The sequence below is a fragment of the Alloscardovia theropitheci genome, from assembly GCF_004332295.1.
GTDB classification, from domain to species: domain Bacteria; phylum Actinomycetota; class Actinomycetes; order Actinomycetales; family Bifidobacteriaceae; genus Alloscardovia; species Alloscardovia theropitheci.
The window spans coordinates 58,285-74,189 of record NZ_RXLP01000008.1 but is presented as its reverse complement, the minus strand read 5'-3'; the positions used below and the strand labels follow the sequence as shown (position 1 = coordinate 74,189).

The following is a 15,905-nucleotide window of genomic DNA, read 5'->3' as shown; positions in this document are numbered from 1 at the left end:
GAAATCTTGAATACGATTTCTCAGCCCACAACTTTTATACTTTATAGTTCAATTAGAACTAATAATCTAGTAACTAATTTTCTTTCGAATAACCAATGTCGCGCCTGCAAGGCTTACCATGATCATTGCCCCCATACCGAAAGCTATTACATCACTTCCAGTCTTTGCCAGCTGCTTTGGCTTAGACTTTGGTGATGGCGTCGTAGGAGTCGTAGGAACCGTGGATGGCGTAGTAGGAGGTGTACTTGGAACTTGTGGTTGTGATACAGGAATAATAGTATTTGTCACGACCAAATTCGTAACATCCGAATCATCCACGCTTGCCGTATACCCTTCAGGCGTATTTACTTCCTTCACAGTGTACTTAATCTCACGAGAGGTACCAGTCTTTGCACTGTATTCGTACAATGGCATGTCCTCATACACGTGCTTCCATTGCCCTGCTTCATTGAGCACCACTGGAGCGCCTGAAGGTTCACCGTCAGCATATAGCTGAACAGTGACGGATTCAGGACGCTTGCCCTTGGCATCGTTGTCATCTACCCATTCCTTCGAAACAGTAATGTTATCAATCTTGGTATTAACAACCGATGCTGAGAAATATGATGGAGTTGCAACGTTAACGACACCCACACCAGTAATCGCACCGATGCTAATAGTTGACGTTTCTTTTGCATAGCTATCTGTAGTAACCGTGTAATTGATTGGACGAGAACGTCCATTGTCATCATATACGACAGGTAAATTCGAGAAAGTATATTCCCAATTATTTGATGGCGATAGTTTCTGCGTATTAATGACCGTACCGTTCGCAAGCAGATTTACGGTAATATCATTTGGAATTGCAGTATCAGGATTACTTGGATTAATCCATGTCTGATGCACATGAATATCTGCACTACGGCTCGCGAGATTGTTGATCAAGCCATTTGTCGTAGCAGTAACTTCCAAGTCTCCGGTATCAACTCGAGAGACATAGCCATCAGGATTTGCTGCCGTACCATTGTCGTTAACTTCTTCGAGCGTATACGTAATTTTGGCGCCATTCTTATACACAGGCAAGTTTCCAAATACGTGACGCCAATTATTGGTTTCAGACAAATCTGCAGTTCCAGCCTCTTCACCATCAGCCAAGAGCTTCACCTTAACAGACTGAGCACGCGAATGATCCTTATCATCACCGTCTGCCCAATGCTTCACAGCTTCCACAGAAGTTGTCTGTGGATAATTCCACATAATCACGCGCAAGGAATCAGGAGCTGTTTTCTCGCCAGTTGCCATATCGTAATAATGAACCTCATTACTACTGTCAACCGTTCGATAGCCTGGTACTACACTTCTAGAAACCGCATACTTAATATATTCACCATTTTCAAAAATTGGCAACCCAGTAAACGTATAATTCCAGCCAGTTGCAGCGGTCAAATCAACTGTACGATATTCGCGGTTGTTTGCAAAAAGTTGAACTCGTATCGACGATGGTCTCTGATCGGTTTGATTGCGATCTTGCCATGATGTCATCAGCTGAACAGATGTCGTTTTTAACGTACTCGTTATAGTAAAACCAGTAGCAGCATCCCCAGTAACCTGCGCATCATATTCAATTGGATAATTAACATACCCTATCTGATAGGTAATCGGAGTTCCATTGTCATTATTTGCTGGAACGTTAACGAAGTCTCCGCTCCAATTGTTTGCAGCGTTAAGCTCCAGAGTCTCACCCTCTTGTGTGCCACCTCTCGTGAGCTTCACCTTGATAGATGCTGGTCGTCCACCACCTTGATCATTGTCATCTACCCAAGTATTGCTGACATGCACAGTCGTTGTTCCTGTAACTGCTGCAGCTCGCGGAGCAGCAATAATAAAACCTGAAATGCTTACCGCAACCACTGCTACAGTAACCATAATCAAGGTAACTAATTTACGTAATGAAAAGCCGCTCTTCATCAAATATTCCCGTATCTCTCGTTTTTGTTCACGTATGCAAAACATACTCAATTTCTAGCCATAAAAATTATATCAGGAGCATAACGAAAACACCGCTATGCTCCTGAAAATGTAAGCTACTTAATAAAATTATTTATCTCATCATTTGATCATAAATTTTTTTGCAATCTGGGCAAACTGGATAACCATCTGGGCTATGCTTTGGAACCCATACTTTTCCACATAATGCCACAACCGGTTTACCTGTTAAACGTGATTGCTCCATTTTTTCTTTCGTGACGTAATGCGCGTAACGTTCAGAATCGCTATTATCATCTAGCTGAGTATCTTCCTGAGTTACTGTTTGAGTGCGCTCAAGAGTTGACGTTCCGGTACCGCTACCTGAGTCGGGATTTGCAAATCCTGGTTGATCTTCATCGTATATGTATTCCACCATATATCCCCCATGTATTCCCATTTGTCATTCACACAGTCAAACTATATGTTTTATTGTAGCTTATACCGTAACGCCATTCTAGTCTTTGAGTTACTCTTAAAGAATGACAATTGCAGTATGCCCGGGCTCATTTGATCCAGTTACAGCGGGCCATCTTGACGTCATTGAGCGATGCGCCAAACTTTTCGCACAAGTTCATGTGGTTGTTGCGGTCAATGCTGCCAAAAAACCAATGTTTTCTGAACAAGAGCGCAAGGATATGATTATCCAAGCTCTTCAAGCTGATGGTATTACAAATGTGACCGTATCGAGCACGGACGGTCTGATTACTGAATACTGCACACGCGTAGGTGCTACTCTCATCGTCAAGGGTCTTCGTCAAAACGGCGACTACGAAGCTGAGCTTGGCATGGCACTTGTAAATCGCCAACTCTCGGGAGTAGAGACAATGTTTATCCCAGCTGACCCGATACGCGAGCATATTTCAAGCTCAATTGTTAAAGACGTTGCACGCCATGGCGGCGATATTACTGGAATGGTTCCACAGTCCGTATATAACGCTTTACTTAACGCTGTTTCTGAGGAGGGACATAATAATGGCTGAGGCTTTTGAATATAATCCTGATGAACAATTTGATGATGACAGCACAGGATCAGCGGAAGTTGCCCGCGCAAACGCAGATAATCTTGACGCCATCCCAGGTGTTGATGATGCCCAATTAGCTGTGGCGCAATCCCAATCTCAAGTAAATAATGCCGTTTTTTCGCGGGATGTGTATGTAGAAAGCGCAGAAAGCAACCACACTAACGGCGACTTGTCAGGTGATACCAGTGACAGTGAATCGGTTGATAGTGATGTAGTCGAAGTTGAGAATCTTGTCGATCCACAAACTCAAGCTGCAATTAACGCTTTCATTCCTGAAGCAGAAGATATTACTATGACTTCTTCTACCGAAGATCAATTTACGACAGCTTACGACATCATTGATCAGATCGAAGAAATCGTTGAAGAGGCTCCACAACTGTTCTTCTCACGCTCGCAAGTTCGTATTAACCATGCTGAGCTCAGCGACCTACTCATGGAACTCAAAGACGTTCTTCCAGTTCAACTTGAGCGCGCTTCAGCTTTAATGCGCGAAGCGGAAAAGCGCCTTGAAAACGCGCAAAGCCAAGCTGATGCGATAGTCAACAATGCACAAGCGAAGGCAACTTCCATCATTAATGATGCAAATACTCAGGCACACATTCTCGCGGGGCAAGAAAACGTTGTTTCATTAGCTACGGAACAGGCTCGCAATATTCTTAATACCGCACAAGAAAAGGCGAATGCTCTTACTCAAGGAGCGAACAATTATACTGCTGATTCTATGCGCGCATTGGACGATCAACTGGTAGAATTGCGTCACTCAATTAATACAGGTCTGCAGGTACTCAAAGAACGTCAGCAGATGGCTCTTCAGGATTTGCCACATCTTACACCTGAAGATTATCCACAGAACTAATGCACTTCTGCTAGCGATTGTATACAAACGATATCGCTCACACTAAAGGATTATTAAATATGGCACGCGAACATCAGACCCCTTGGTCTATCCCAATTTCCCAGTTATCGCTTAATGCGGGGCGCACGCAAGACATTGATAATGTCACAATGCCAGCGCCAAGTGGAATTGGCGATAATCTCGTTGGCATCCCAGAAGGTACTGAGATTACTGTAAACGGCATGCTTGAATCTCTTGCCGACGGAATTCTTTTCACTGGAACTATTAGTGCACCATTTAACGCAGAGTGTGCGCGTTGCTTAGAACCAATTCATGAAACGATTACCGTATCACCTGTTGTGTTCTACACATACGAAGACGTTCCTGCTGCTTTTTCCAACGAAGAGGAAGAAATCGACATCATTGCTTCTCAAGATGAGACCGACGATACATACCCTCTTAGTCCGCAAGCGATTTACCTTGATCTAGAAGCACTTATCCGAGACTCACTCGTGCAGGCGTTGCCTTTGCAACCACTCGACCGTGAAGATTGCTTGGGATTATGCCCGCAGTGTGGTATTAATTTGAACGATAATCCTGATCACAAGCATGATGTCGTTAACATTCAATGGGCTGCGCTTGAAGGACTCAAGGCCCAACTTGAAGCTGAGGAGTCTGAGAAATAAGGATTCAGAGCCTACTCGGACACAGTCTGAGAACGAGTCTGTTGAACAATAAAATACAAAAAACCACGACAAAAGTTGCGATTGACGAGAGGTTATACTAAACTCGTCAAGGCTTAAGCAAATATTCGATTCGAAACAGAGGAAAACAAAATGGCACTGCCAAAGTATAAGACCTCCCGTGCTAATACGCACTCACGCCGTTCCAACTGGAAGGCATCTGCAACTACAACTATTAGCTGCCCAAGCTGCGGCGCACCAGCATTGCCTCATATGGCTTGCCCTAACTGCGGTGCATTCCGTGGACGCACATACCGCTCTGCTATCAAGGCAAACTTGGCTGAGTAGTTGCCAGCGATAAAACGCTTAAAGATAAATCTCCACTATCGACGGGTAGTGGAGATTTCTTTTTTATCTAATGATTATCTTTCGGATTGTTTTTGAAATCGTTGTGCGATTGCTTTGGGGTACTTTGGGGCCATCTTGGGTCATCTGGTCATCTTGGGTCGCCTTAGGGTCACCTTAGGGTCGCCTCTAACCATCAGACAATTATCTTTTACCTATCTTTTATTATCCGTTAACTATCCTGCGATAATGCTTCTAGGTAAATACCGTTTTAAGTACTTTTGTTTTTATTTCCCCGATGACATCGCTACAACGGCGCAGTTACATTCTATTTTTTGCAGGTTATCCCACTCTTGAACAGCCACACGTCGATTTTAAAACGAAAACTTGGCTAACTTGCAAAAAATTATTCCATTTCCTCCATCCCCTTTTGCTCTGCGCTCCCCTTCACTCACCCCCCAATCACTCTCTCAAGATCAACATAATTAAAACGCCCCAAATTCTAAGTCAATCATCCTCATTCCCATTTATTTTTTGCAAGTCGTCCCTGCATAGCTAGGCAAATCACTTTGATGAATCGATCTAATGGACGTACCTGCAAAAAATTCCCCGCTACTTCACACATACCGTCAATTTCACGACTTTCCTGCGTATTTTTTGCGGATTGTCCTCCCACACAAGCAAGAAGAAATAAGCGCACAACAGAATTACGCCCTTGAGCCTTATCTGTTGGACTCATCCGTATTAACTAATCCAAACCAATCTGCAAAAAATAAAGTCATTTTCGTGTAATGTTAGAAATATCTATCAGAATTTTCCCTGAATCCCCTGCACGCAGATGAGAACGCAGATGGGAACGCGGTTGTTGCTGTTTCTACTGCTACTACTGCCTTACCACACCTGCGTATCACACCTGTTCACACGACTATTAGCGACTATCTGAATGTGCCAATATGAATGCGAGCGCGAATGCACACGCCTGAATACACGCATCTGAATACAATTGAATTGTAATAGAAGTAAGGTAAGGAATCCATGGTCCAAAAGAAGCCGGTCCAAAAGAAATCGCATTTGCAACAAGATACCGTTGTACGCGTTCGCCGTCGTAAGCGAAATCATTTATCGAACGATTTATCTCAGAATCGCGATAACACTAGTAACCCTGATTCCGCAAGCAGTAACGATTACACAGAACAGTTATTCACTAAGCTCGGCCATACGCTTACACCCGAGCACCTTGTTGAGGCATTAACTCACAAGTCCTTCACTCACGAGCACGAAGGAGCTCCGAGCTATGAGCGATTGGAATTTCTCGGAGATGCCGTTTTAGAGCTCGTCGTTACCGAAACATTATTTAGTCAGCATCCTGATTTTTCTGAAGGCCAAATGGCAAAAATCCGCGCGAAAGCGGTTTCAGAAGAAGTCCTTGCCCCGATTGCACGTGATTTTTTGCAGGTCGGCCCAATGATTCTTTTAGGTAATGGAGAAGCTGATGATCATGGTGCAGAAAAGGATTCGATTTTGTGCGATATCGTTGAATCTCTTATTGGCGCTGTCTTTATCGAGCATGGGATTGATGCTGCTCGACAGACTGTGCACTCGTTAATTGACACTTCTCTTGAACGCGTATCGCATGAAGGGCCTTCGCTTGATTGGAAGACCTCACTTGCAAAAATTTCACATGAACTCGGGATCAATGAATTAACTTATCGCATGGAAGTTGGCGGCCCTGATTACGCTCAGGTATTTACTGCATATGCAGAACTCACGCCTAATGTTACTAGCGATAAATTGAAGATTGACACTTCTGCACCATTGGGTAGCGGTCAGGGGTCTACTAAGCGCAAAGCCCAAATGATTGCCGCGGAAAATGCATGGAAAGTTTTGAACGAATTAACTGCAGAGTAGATGCACTCTCGTCAGTTACATTTGCTCGCACTGTTATCGTCATAACAATCTTCGTATCCTAGACACCGCCGCTAGCACGGTCTCAAGATCAGAACGGTTTCGAAAACCAGCACGGTCTCTAGTCTAGCGAAAGCCAAGAGTTATTCCGCATATTGACATATTACGAGCGTTCGTCCGTAAAATCCGCGGTCTTCTATTAAGATATAAACATATGCCGCCACAAGCGGTGCTTACACTTGAACTAAAACATGGATAGAGGTTTCTATGGCATTGCCTACACCTTTACAAGCTTTTAGCGCTGTTACGAAAACTAGCACTGAGCAAGCCACCCCAGAAGGCGAGAAAATTTCTGGAGCTCAAGCACTCGTACGTTCTCTCGAAGATTTGGGCGTAACCGATGTTTTTGGTATCCCTGGTGGCGCAATTTTGCCTGTTTATCATGCCATTAATGACGACACAAAATTCCGTTTTGTGCTGACGCGCCATGAGCAAGCTGCTGGACACGCTGCGGAAGGTTATGCACTCGCTACGGGCAAGCCTGGAGTTGCGATTGTAACCTCAGGACCGGGCGCGACAAATATCATTACATCCATTATGAATGCGCAAATGGATTCTGTGCCACTCGTTGTCATCACAGGTCAGGTTGGTGCGCATCAAATTGGAACTGATGCATTCCAAGAAACTGACATGGTAGGTATCACCTATCCTATTGCCAAGCACTCATATCTCGTTACTAATGCACAGGATATTCCTCGCGTGCTCACCGAGGCATATCATATTGCTTCCACTGGCCGTCCAGGTCCTGTCGTTATTGATTTGACCCGTTCTGCGCAAACTGGCGAAATGTATTATTCTTGGCCACAACGCATGATTCTGCCAGGATATGATCCAACGACCGAAGCACATGGTACCGTTCTTGCTCAAGCAGCTCGCCTCATTCAGCAATCATTCCGTCCGGTCCTCTACGTAGGTGGCGGAGCAATGCGTTCTGGGGCATCTAAACAAGTACAGCGTTTGATGGAAATAACCGATGCTCCTGTCGTCACCACTCTCAACGCACGTGGAATTGTTCCTGATTCCGATCGGCATAATCTCGGAATGCTTGGAATGCACGGAACTGTAGCGGGAACTGGCGCTGTACAAAACAGCGATCTGCTTATTGCTATCGGAGCACGTTTTGCCGACCGCGTAACAGGGAAACTCTCCGAATTCGCGCCACGTGCACGTGTCATCCATATTGATATTGATCCTGCTGAGATTGGCAAAAATCGTGAAGTCGATGTCCCAATTGTCGGAGATATCACTACTGTTCTTAACGAATTAATTCCACATATCGAAGCACTTCAAAGCGAAGAGGGCTCAGTAGATCTTAAGAACTGGTGGGAGCTTCTGGACGATTTGCGCGAAAATTATCCAACCGATTACACGCGCGAAGAAGATATTCCAACTGATGGAAGCCTTTCCCCTCAATGGGTTGTAAAGGAACTATCGAATCAAGCAGCGAAAGACACTATATGGGTGTCGGGTGTCGGCCAACACCAAATGTGGGCTAGTCAGCTTATCGATTTTGAGAATCCAAATTCGTGGCTTTCCTCAGGTGGCGCTGGAACAATGGGATACGGTCTTCCGGCAGCCCTCGGAGCCCGAGTAGCCTCTGAGCGTGAATTTGGCGGACAAAAGCCTGTATGGCTTATTGATGGTGATGGCTCATTCCAAATGACTTCACAGGAAATGGCTACATTGTTCCATGAGCATACACCGATTAAGATTGCAATTTTGAATAATTCCGTCTACGGCATGGTTCGCCAGTGGCAAACTCTCTTCTTCGATGAGCATTATTCTGCAACTATGCTTCATGATGGCGATGAGAACGCTGGAAATACTGGTACTGAAGAATTCATGGATGTACCTGATTTCGTTAAACTTGCTCAGGCATACGGTTGTGTAGGAATTCGCGCAACTACTCAAGAAGAAGCTACCGAAGCAATTAAGACGGCAAATTCCATTAATGATCGCACTGTGTTGATTGATTTCCGCGTTTGGAAAGATGCCATGGTGTGGCCAATGGTTCCTGCTGGGAATTCGAATGATAATGTGAACTACCGCGTTGGCATTCAACCACTCAAAAATGTTGCAATGCAACGTGAAGCAGCAGCTGCTCAACGCGCACAAGATCAAGCTGAAGCTGAAGAAGCTGTACAGAACGCACGCGCAGAAAGGTCGAATTTGTAATGGTTGTTAATAATCTCGCTTTGCAGCCTGGTGCTACTCGCCATACGATTTCCGTTTTAGTAGAAAATCGACCTGGTGTATTGGCACGTGTTTCTTCTCTCTTTGCACGTCGTTCATTCAATATCGACTCATTGTCAGTATCTCCTACTGAACGTGAAGATATTTCTCGAATTACGGTTACTGCCATGGTTGAGCCACAGCCACTTGAGCAAATCATAAAGCAGCTCAATAAGCTTCTCCATGTCCTGAAAATCGTTGAGCTTGACCCGGAGAATACAGTTGAACGTGAGCTTGTTTTGATTAAGGTTGCTGCAACCGATGCAAATCGTTCAGATATTCTCGAAATCGTGAATCTCTTCCGTGTACGTGTGGTGGATGTCCATCCGCAGTCTCTTACGATTGAGGCGACGGGAGCGGCCGGAAAGATTGACGCGTTGCTCGGTCTACTCAAGCCATATGGCGTTTTGGAGTTGGTTCGTTCTGGGGCTGTAGCGGTAACACGTGGTCCGCGCGCGCTTAGCGACAAGGTAGCGGGTTCAGAAATTAACGAACGCTAGAGCCTATCGCCATATCGTATTAAATCATTTTGCGTGTTGATTATTGAGATTCTTCAATGATCAACACGCAAAGTTATAAAGAAAAGATAAATCACATGCCAGAACCTCGCCAGTTACACCCAAACACAACTACCAAGTCTCTTGCCCAGCATGAGGAACTCACGAATGAATTTCATCACCAATGTATCAAGCTCGATGAAAAACGTGATGAGCTTTGCATCGAAAGAGCAAAAACCGAGAATGAATTAGTCGAACACGCTCAAGCAGCGCTAGATTTTATGAAACAATGTGATGCGAATTCAGCCGGCACCTTCCAACTCGTGGCACGCATCACTGATTATGAACAAGAGCAGCTTTCTTCACGTATCAATCGCTCGCTACGTGAGATAGATGATGAAGAAGAAACGATCCAAAACTATTATCGAAAACAGTTACGCGCTTTAGAAGATAATTAAGGCTCAGAAAGAAGCACAATATGCCCGTAAATCGGATAACTGTAGATTCCTCTGATGTTAGCAACGATTCGCCTGAACTTATGGAGCAGTTACATCTTCTTCAGAAAAAAGTTTATGCGCAAGGATTACAGCATATTTTTGATTCAACCATTTCACGGTTTAGAAAAACTGCGCATGAAAAGGCACAACATACCAAAGGCTCTATTCTTAGAGATTCCCAACAAATGGATGATGCAATTCAAGGCGAGTTTTCGCAAGCGATACGAGATCATATCGAAGGAACAATACAACGGTTAAATAATGTTGGTAGTGTCAATGAAGGTTAGCTATGAATAATAAATCAGGTATGAAAAAGTTCATCCACACACACCGTGTAGCAGTTATCATTGTCAGCATAATAGCAATATTAATTGGAGTAATTATGGTTCCACCAATGATTGATCAAGCATACATGCATTCAGTAGTCACCGGAGACGAAGGTAATCAACTCATCACAAATATGCTGAAAGAAACAGACCCTCACGCCTTCACAAAAGATGGAACTATCACAAGCTACCGAATCCTCACCGACACCATAAAACACAACCCCATGGGCGGAATCATGGTCTCAATCGAACTAAACAATGATCCAGACCTGAATGCTGGTTTAGCTTTCGAACGAAACAACTCAGAACAAAAGCTCACTGTGCGAATAACCGATTTATCAACGAAAATGTACAGATTGTATAAGAGACTTGGCGTATACGAGGACAACGAATCAAATGAGTAAATATTACACAGAAAAGGATCATGCTGATATCGCATGGGTCGAATACCGAGACTTTACTGCAGTGCAAGCTAAAAATCATATCCCTGTAAGTTATGGTGAGTCTAATGGCCATGTTTTGGGTACTTTGGATGAGGTTGTTGATGATAAGTCTACGGGTTTGAAGATGTATGTGGTTAAGACGGATGAGAAGCATTACACGGTGTTGTATCAGGGGTCTCAAGCACCCAACTTGTCTGATCCTTTAGGAGCGGGTGCCGACTGGCTGCTTAACGATTTTCCAATGGCGTTTAACATTTCTATGGGAATTCAACAACCCACAAATCAGCTCGCCAAGGCATCAGAAAGTCTTAACCGTCTCATGGATAAACATAAAGATGCCCATTTCGATATTTACGGTCATTCGCTCGGGTCTATGAACGCGCAATACGCTCTGGCGAATGTTACAGACTCATCTCGCATCGATAGCGCTCACATAAATATTTAAAAAGCGTAATTGTGGCGATAAGCAGATTCAACGACACTCACATCAGCATTACGCCGAGGTATACTCCGCTACCCCTCTACAATCTCACTTTTTTCGAGCCATTCCATTTCGAGTTCATCAATTTCAGCTTGTACCGATTCACGCTCTTCGTTAAGTGCTCCTAACCCAACGAAATCACTAGGATCATGCGCTGCCATCTTCTTATCGATATCATCTTTAGAGTCGTTGAGTTTAGCAAGTTTGCGCTCAATCGCACTCATACGCTTGGAAGCTTCTCGTTTAGCAATGCGCTCAGCCTTTTCTTCAGCAGCACTTTGCGCAGTTTTTTCCTTCACACCTGCATCGTTCAAAACTGACGAATTTCCTGTGCTGACCAGACCTCCAGAAATCGGATTATCAGGCACATCTTGCCCCTCCAAGAGTCGGAAGTAATCATCTACACCCCCTGGAAGATGACGAATTTTCCCATCAAAAATGGCAAACTGATGATCTGTCACTCGTTCAAGCAAGTAAGCATCATGGGATACGACGATAAGTGTCCCCGGCCATGTGTCGAGCAAATCCTCCATAACGGCGAGCATGTCTGTATCGAGATCGTTTCCCGGTTCGTCCATAATGAGTACGTTTGGCTCATCAAGCAAAATGAGCAGAAGCTGCATACGCCGTTTTTGCCCACCAGAAAGATCAGCGATTGGCGTCATGAGCTGCGCAGATTCAAAGCCTAAACGCTCCATAAGCTGACCTGGCGTTGTTTCCTTTCCATCAACTACATAACTTGGCTTATAGCGACTCAGAACTTCTTGAACACGGTATTTTCCAAGTGCTTCGAGCTCGTCAAGTCGCTGAGAGAGCACGGCAAATTTTACGGTTTTACCGATATTCACGTGTCCTGCTGTTGGAGCTAAAGTTCCATCTAAAATACGCAGCAGAGTTGATTTTCCTACACCATTAGCGCCAACGATTCCGAAACGGTCTCCCGGTCCAATCAACCAAGTGACATTATCAAGAACACGTTTGCCTGTAACAGCTCGCGTCTGTGGAATGCCCTGAGCATCGTCTTCGACAATTTCTACGCTCACGCTATCAGGCGTACGCTCGTCCGCAGTTTGCTCATATACCTGTGTCACGTCAATTAAGTCGACAACTTGCTTGCCTAAACGTGACGTAGCCATCGCCTTAAGCTCTACAGTGTTACGCGGTTCAGGTACATCTGCAATCAGTTCACGCGCAGCTTTAACATGGAATTTCTGTTTTGTAGAGCGAGCGCGAGCACCACGAGTAAGCCAGGCGAGCTCTTTACGCGCGAGATTGCGCCGTTTCGTTTCAGCGACATCTGCTTGGCGTTCTCGCTCAACGCGTTGCATCATATATGCTGAGTATCCACCTTCAAAAGGATCAATCGTTCCGTCATGAACTTCCCACATACGAGTACATACTTCATCGAGGAACCATCTATCGTGAGTTACGACGAGCAGGGCTCCGCTGCTATCCGACCATCGTGATTTCAAATGAGCAGCTAGCCAGTGAATCGTTGGCATATCCAAATGATTGGTTGGTTCATCGAGAACGAGTATGTCCCAGTCATGCAAAAGCAGTCGCGCTAAATCAACCCTTCGCCGTTGACCACCAGAGAGTTGTCCGATAGTCGCAGTCAATGGAATATCGAGCAGTAAGGTTTCGACAATTGCGCGCGAGTTAGCATCCGCAGCCCATTCATACTCTTCACGATTCTCGAGAGCTGCTTGTTGAACCGTCGCATTATCATCCAATGAATCCCACTGATCGAGCATACCGAGAGTGAGCCCTCCACGGCGAGTAACACGACCTGAATCAATCGGCTGAGTGCCTGCAAGAATGTGCAGTAAGGTTGATTTTCCGTCGCCATTCTTACCGACGATTCCGATACGATCACCTTCAACTACCCCAAGGGTGACGTCATGAAAAATCGTTTTTGTCGCAAAATCAAGCGATACATGCTCTAGCCCAATGTCATGAATAGGCACAAATTACTCCAATATCTTAACTAAAACAAACAACGGCTCTGAATTCTAAGGACGCTCATTCCTAAGAACGCTCAGAATTAATATTTATGCGAGTTCGCGCGCATAACTTGCACAACGCGCTGCAAATGCAGAAAACGTGGTATCTGCTACACGATGAATTAACGTATCATTTTCTTCAAATTCATCTCTAATTTTCTTAATCTGAGATTTCTTCAAACCTTCAACCATTGTCGGTTCTGAAAGCCACTGATCAAGAATCGCCGGGGAAACCTCAAGATGATACTGTAAACCGAGCGCTGACCCATAGGCAAATGCTTGAACCTTCGTTATATCACTCTTAGCTATAATCGTAGAGCCTTCAGGCACCGAAACTACATCATTATGCCAATGAAGAACGTTCATACCATCAGATTCAAGTGGCGCAAATTCGTGACGATTCACACGGTCAATATGACCAAAGCCGATTTCAGACTCTTTACCCTTCTTGAGCTTTCCACCAAGAGCTGTTGCAATAATCTGATGACCCAAGCAAATACCGAGCACAGGTTTATTAGACTCCACAGCAGTCTTTACAATTTTATGTTCTGCTTTAAGACCTGGATAATCCTCAAAATCAAGTGCCCCCATAGGACCACCCATAATGACAACGCCACAATACTCCTCAGGATTTGGCACATCAGGCTTCTTGGTATCCAAGATAGTCATAATTTTGGTGTCAAGACCTGCTTCTTCAAGTGCTTCTTGAATACGTCCAGGACGTTCCCAAGTAGCATGCTGAAGAATCAAAACAAAAGGTTTAGAGGATTCAGTCATATAGCTATTGTGCCACGCGGTCTTAACGAACCGGTTATTGCCTCGATAAAACTTTATACGCCATTAATACACGCTTTTACATTAATCGTTCGATTATCCGATGACAATTGGATATCATGCCCCCCTACTAGACATCTCATTCTGTCTGGCAAAGCTAATAATCTCTATGGTATGACAGACAAGATTTCGAATGCCGCGCGCTTACAACGCGTTTATAATACGGCAACGCACAGTATCATCCCATTTGAGCCGCTACGACCTGGTCATGTGGGTATTTATGTCTGTGGTGCGACTGTTCAAAGCTCACCTCACGTGGGGCATTTGCGAGCAGCTGTAGCATTCGATATCGTCCGTCGCTGGCTCATGAAGCTCGGCTATGAGGTCACGTTCATACGAAATGTCACTGATATAGACGACAAAATTCTCGATAAATCAGCTGCGGCTGGCCAGCAGTGGTGGCAGCGCGCCTATATTTATGAGCGTGAATTTACTCACGCCTATGAATTGCTCGGAGTTCTCGCCCCTACATATGAGCCACGAGCTACGGGACACATACCTGAAATGATTGAACTTATTCAACGTTTAATTGACCGCGGTCACGCATATGTCGTCCTCAATGCCGACGGCACACCTTCAGGAAACGTTTATTTTGATGTGCCAAGTTGGACTAAATACGGTGAACTCACACATCAAGAGTCTGGTACACAAGCTTCAGACGCTACGCAATCTCAAGCTGACTTAGACGTCGAATCAGCAGCGCCTTCTATCGATAAATTAGGCAATGACAAGTACAATCCAGTCGATGCAGCTGATCTTTCCGAAGACAAACATTCTCCACGCGATTTCGCGTTGTGGAAAGCACCGAAGGATACTGATCCGCTAAGTGCTCGCTGGAATACACCGTTTGGCGCAGGCCGCCCTGGTTGGCACATCGAGTGCTCAGCTATGAGCCACAAGTATCTAGGCGATGATTTTGATATCCACGGTGGTGGGCTTGATTTGCGCTTCCCGCATCACGAAAACGAAGTTGCTCAGTCTCACGCCGCAGGATGGGGATTTGCCCATGTATGGATGCATTCAGCGTGGGTAACTCAAAAGGGTGAAAAGATGAGCAAGTCTCTAGGCAATGGTTTGAGTCTTGAGAATGTGCTGGTCGGATATAACCCATGGATGGTTCGTTTTGCACTTGGAAGCGTTCAATATCGTTCGATGCTCGAATGGTCTGATCAAACTTTGGAAGAAGCAAAATCCGCTTTCGACCGCGTTACCGGTTTCTTGGAGCGTGCACAGGATCTGCTTGATTCTCATGACATCGCTATGCCAAGTTCTGACGATATTGCACAAATAGGCGCTGACGAATTGCCAGAAGCATTTGTCAAGGCAATGACAGACGATTTCAACATTCCAGGAGCATTGGCAAGTATCTTTAGCTCTGTACGTGAGGGGAATAGCGCTATCGCGGATAATCAACCTGAAACTGTTGTGCGCTGTGTTCGATATATTCGTGCAATGCTTGATGTCTTAGGTCTCGATCCTTTGAGTGAGCAGTGGGCACATTCAATCAATGGAATTGGTTCTTCGTCATCGTCACACATGAGTACTGAACATAATATCTTGGATGCTCTTGTTCGTTCTCAGCTTGAAGCTCGCGCTCAAGCACGTAATTCCAAAGATTTTGCAACGGCTGACGCAATTCGTAACTCTCTTACCGCTGCAGGTATTACTATTGAAGATGGTCCGCAAGGATCAACATGGAAATTAACTCGCGAATAGAGCTGGCGTGAGTAGTATC

17 protein-coding genes are annotated in these 15,905 nt (G+C 44.9%); 12 read left to right on the top strand and 5 right to left on the bottom strand.

Translation table 11 applies throughout. The annotated features are described in order from the left end of the window. Positions 1-66: 66 nt before the first annotated feature. Both EJ419_RS02385 and EJ419_RS02380 read right to left on the bottom strand, forming a co-directional pair. On the bottom strand, positions 67-1,947 hold the full coding sequence (locus tag EJ419_RS02385) for a Cna B-type domain-containing protein (RefSeq protein ID WP_165496201.1): 1,881 nt from the start codon (positions 1,945-1,947) through the stop codon (positions 67-69). Positions 1,948-2,080: 133 nt separating this feature from the next. Next, positions 2,081-2,383, bottom strand: coding sequence for a DUF3039 domain-containing protein (locus EJ419_RS02380; protein WP_131283329.1), 303 nt, complete (start codon positions 2,381-2,383; stop codon positions 2,081-2,083). A 103-nt stretch (positions 2,384-2,486) separates the two neighbouring features. Here EJ419_RS02380 and coaD point away from each other — a divergent pair, with 103 nt between their 5' ends. The 4 genes from coaD (at position 2,487) to rpmF (ending at position 4,895) form a co-directional block, all read left to right on the top strand. After that, positions 2,487-2,987 (top strand): pantetheine-phosphate adenylyltransferase, encoded by a 501-nt coding sequence (coaD, locus tag EJ419_RS02375; protein ID WP_131283328.1) that lies wholly within the window; start codon positions 2,487-2,489, stop codon positions 2,985-2,987. Continuing rightward, complete coding sequence (locus EJ419_RS02370; RefSeq protein ID WP_131283327.1) at positions 2,980-3,885, top strand: hypothetical protein; 906 nt, start codon at positions 2,980-2,982, stop codon at positions 3,883-3,885. The genes coaD and EJ419_RS02370 overlap by 8 nt, the downstream gene beginning before the upstream one ends. 59 nt (positions 3,886-3,944) lie before the next feature. After that, the gene (locus EJ419_RS02365) at positions 3,945-4,550 is read left to right on the top strand and encodes a YceD family protein (RefSeq protein ID WP_131283326.1); all 606 of its coding nucleotides are present in this window, start codon (positions 3,945-3,947) and stop codon (positions 4,548-4,550) included. 150 nt (positions 4,551-4,700) lie between these two features. Continuing rightward, on the top strand, positions 4,701-4,895 hold the full coding sequence (rpmF, locus tag EJ419_RS02360; protein WP_131283325.1) for a 50S ribosomal protein L32: 195 nt from the start codon (positions 4,701-4,703) through the stop codon (positions 4,893-4,895). Positions 4,896-5,409: 514 nt separating this feature from the next. On the opposite strand, the gene EJ419_RS02355 is transcribed toward rpmF, so the two are convergent. Further along, positions 5,410-5,631, bottom strand: coding sequence for a hypothetical protein (locus tag EJ419_RS02355; RefSeq protein ID WP_131283324.1), 222 nt, complete (start codon positions 5,629-5,631; stop codon positions 5,410-5,412). A 296-nt stretch (positions 5,632-5,927) separates the two neighbouring features. On the opposite strand from EJ419_RS02355, the gene rnc reads away from it, so the two are divergent. From rnc to EJ419_RS02320, 7 genes are all read left to right on the top strand, one after another. Further along, positions 5,928-6,800, top strand: coding sequence for a ribonuclease III (gene rnc / locus EJ419_RS02350; protein WP_131283323.1), 873 nt, complete (start codon positions 5,928-5,930; stop codon positions 6,798-6,800). A gap of 264 nt (positions 6,801-7,064) precedes the next feature. Further along, entirely contained in the window at positions 7,065-9,032 is a 1,968-nt protein-coding gene (locus tag EJ419_RS02345) for an acetolactate synthase large subunit (protein ID WP_131283322.1), read from the top strand. Continuing rightward, the gene (gene ilvN / locus EJ419_RS02340) at positions 9,032-9,589 is read left to right on the top strand and encodes an acetolactate synthase small subunit (protein ID WP_131283321.1); all 558 of its coding nucleotides are present in this window, start codon (positions 9,032-9,034) and stop codon (positions 9,587-9,589) included. Before EJ419_RS02345 ends, ilvN begins: the two co-directional genes overlap by 1 nt. A 95-nt stretch (positions 9,590-9,684) precedes the next feature. Beyond that, on the top strand, positions 9,685-10,044 hold the full coding sequence (locus EJ419_RS02335) for a hypothetical protein (protein ID WP_131283320.1): 360 nt from the start codon (positions 9,685-9,687) through the stop codon (positions 10,042-10,044). A 20-nt stretch (positions 10,045-10,064) separates the two neighbouring features. Further along, a complete protein-coding gene (locus EJ419_RS02330; RefSeq protein WP_131283319.1) occupies positions 10,065-10,370 on the top strand; it encodes a hypothetical protein in 306 nt (101 codons plus the stop codon). Positions 10,371-10,372: 2 nt separating this feature from the next. After that, positions 10,373-10,813: a DUF1310 family protein gene (locus EJ419_RS02325; protein ID WP_131283318.1), complete on the top strand. Its 441-nt coding sequence runs from the start codon at positions 10,373-10,375 to the stop codon at positions 10,811-10,813. Beyond that, positions 10,806-11,297, top strand: coding sequence for a hypothetical protein (locus tag EJ419_RS02320; protein WP_131283317.1), 492 nt, complete (start codon positions 10,806-10,808; stop codon positions 11,295-11,297). The genes EJ419_RS02325 and EJ419_RS02320 overlap by 8 nt, the downstream gene beginning before the upstream one ends. 68 nt (positions 11,298-11,365) lie before the next feature. On the opposite strand, the gene EJ419_RS02315 is transcribed toward EJ419_RS02320, so the two are convergent. Then, positions 11,366-13,300, bottom strand: a complete 1,935-nt coding sequence (locus EJ419_RS02315; RefSeq protein ID WP_131283316.1) for an ABC-F family ATP-binding cassette domain-containing protein — start codon at positions 13,298-13,300, stop codon at positions 11,366-11,368. An 84-nt stretch (positions 13,301-13,384) separates the two neighbouring features. Beyond that, positions 13,385-14,113 carry a type 1 glutamine amidotransferase gene (locus EJ419_RS02310; protein WP_131283315.1) on the bottom strand — a complete coding sequence of 243 codons (729 nt, stop codon included), beginning with the start codon at positions 14,111-14,113 and terminating at the stop codon, positions 13,385-13,387. 171 nt (positions 14,114-14,284) lie between these two features. On the opposite strand from EJ419_RS02310, the gene cysS reads away from it, so the two are divergent. Then, entirely contained in the window at positions 14,285-15,886 is a 1,602-nt protein-coding gene (cysS, locus tag EJ419_RS02305; protein ID WP_131283314.1) for a cysteine--tRNA ligase, read from the top strand. Positions 15,887-15,905 lie beyond the last annotated feature (19 nt).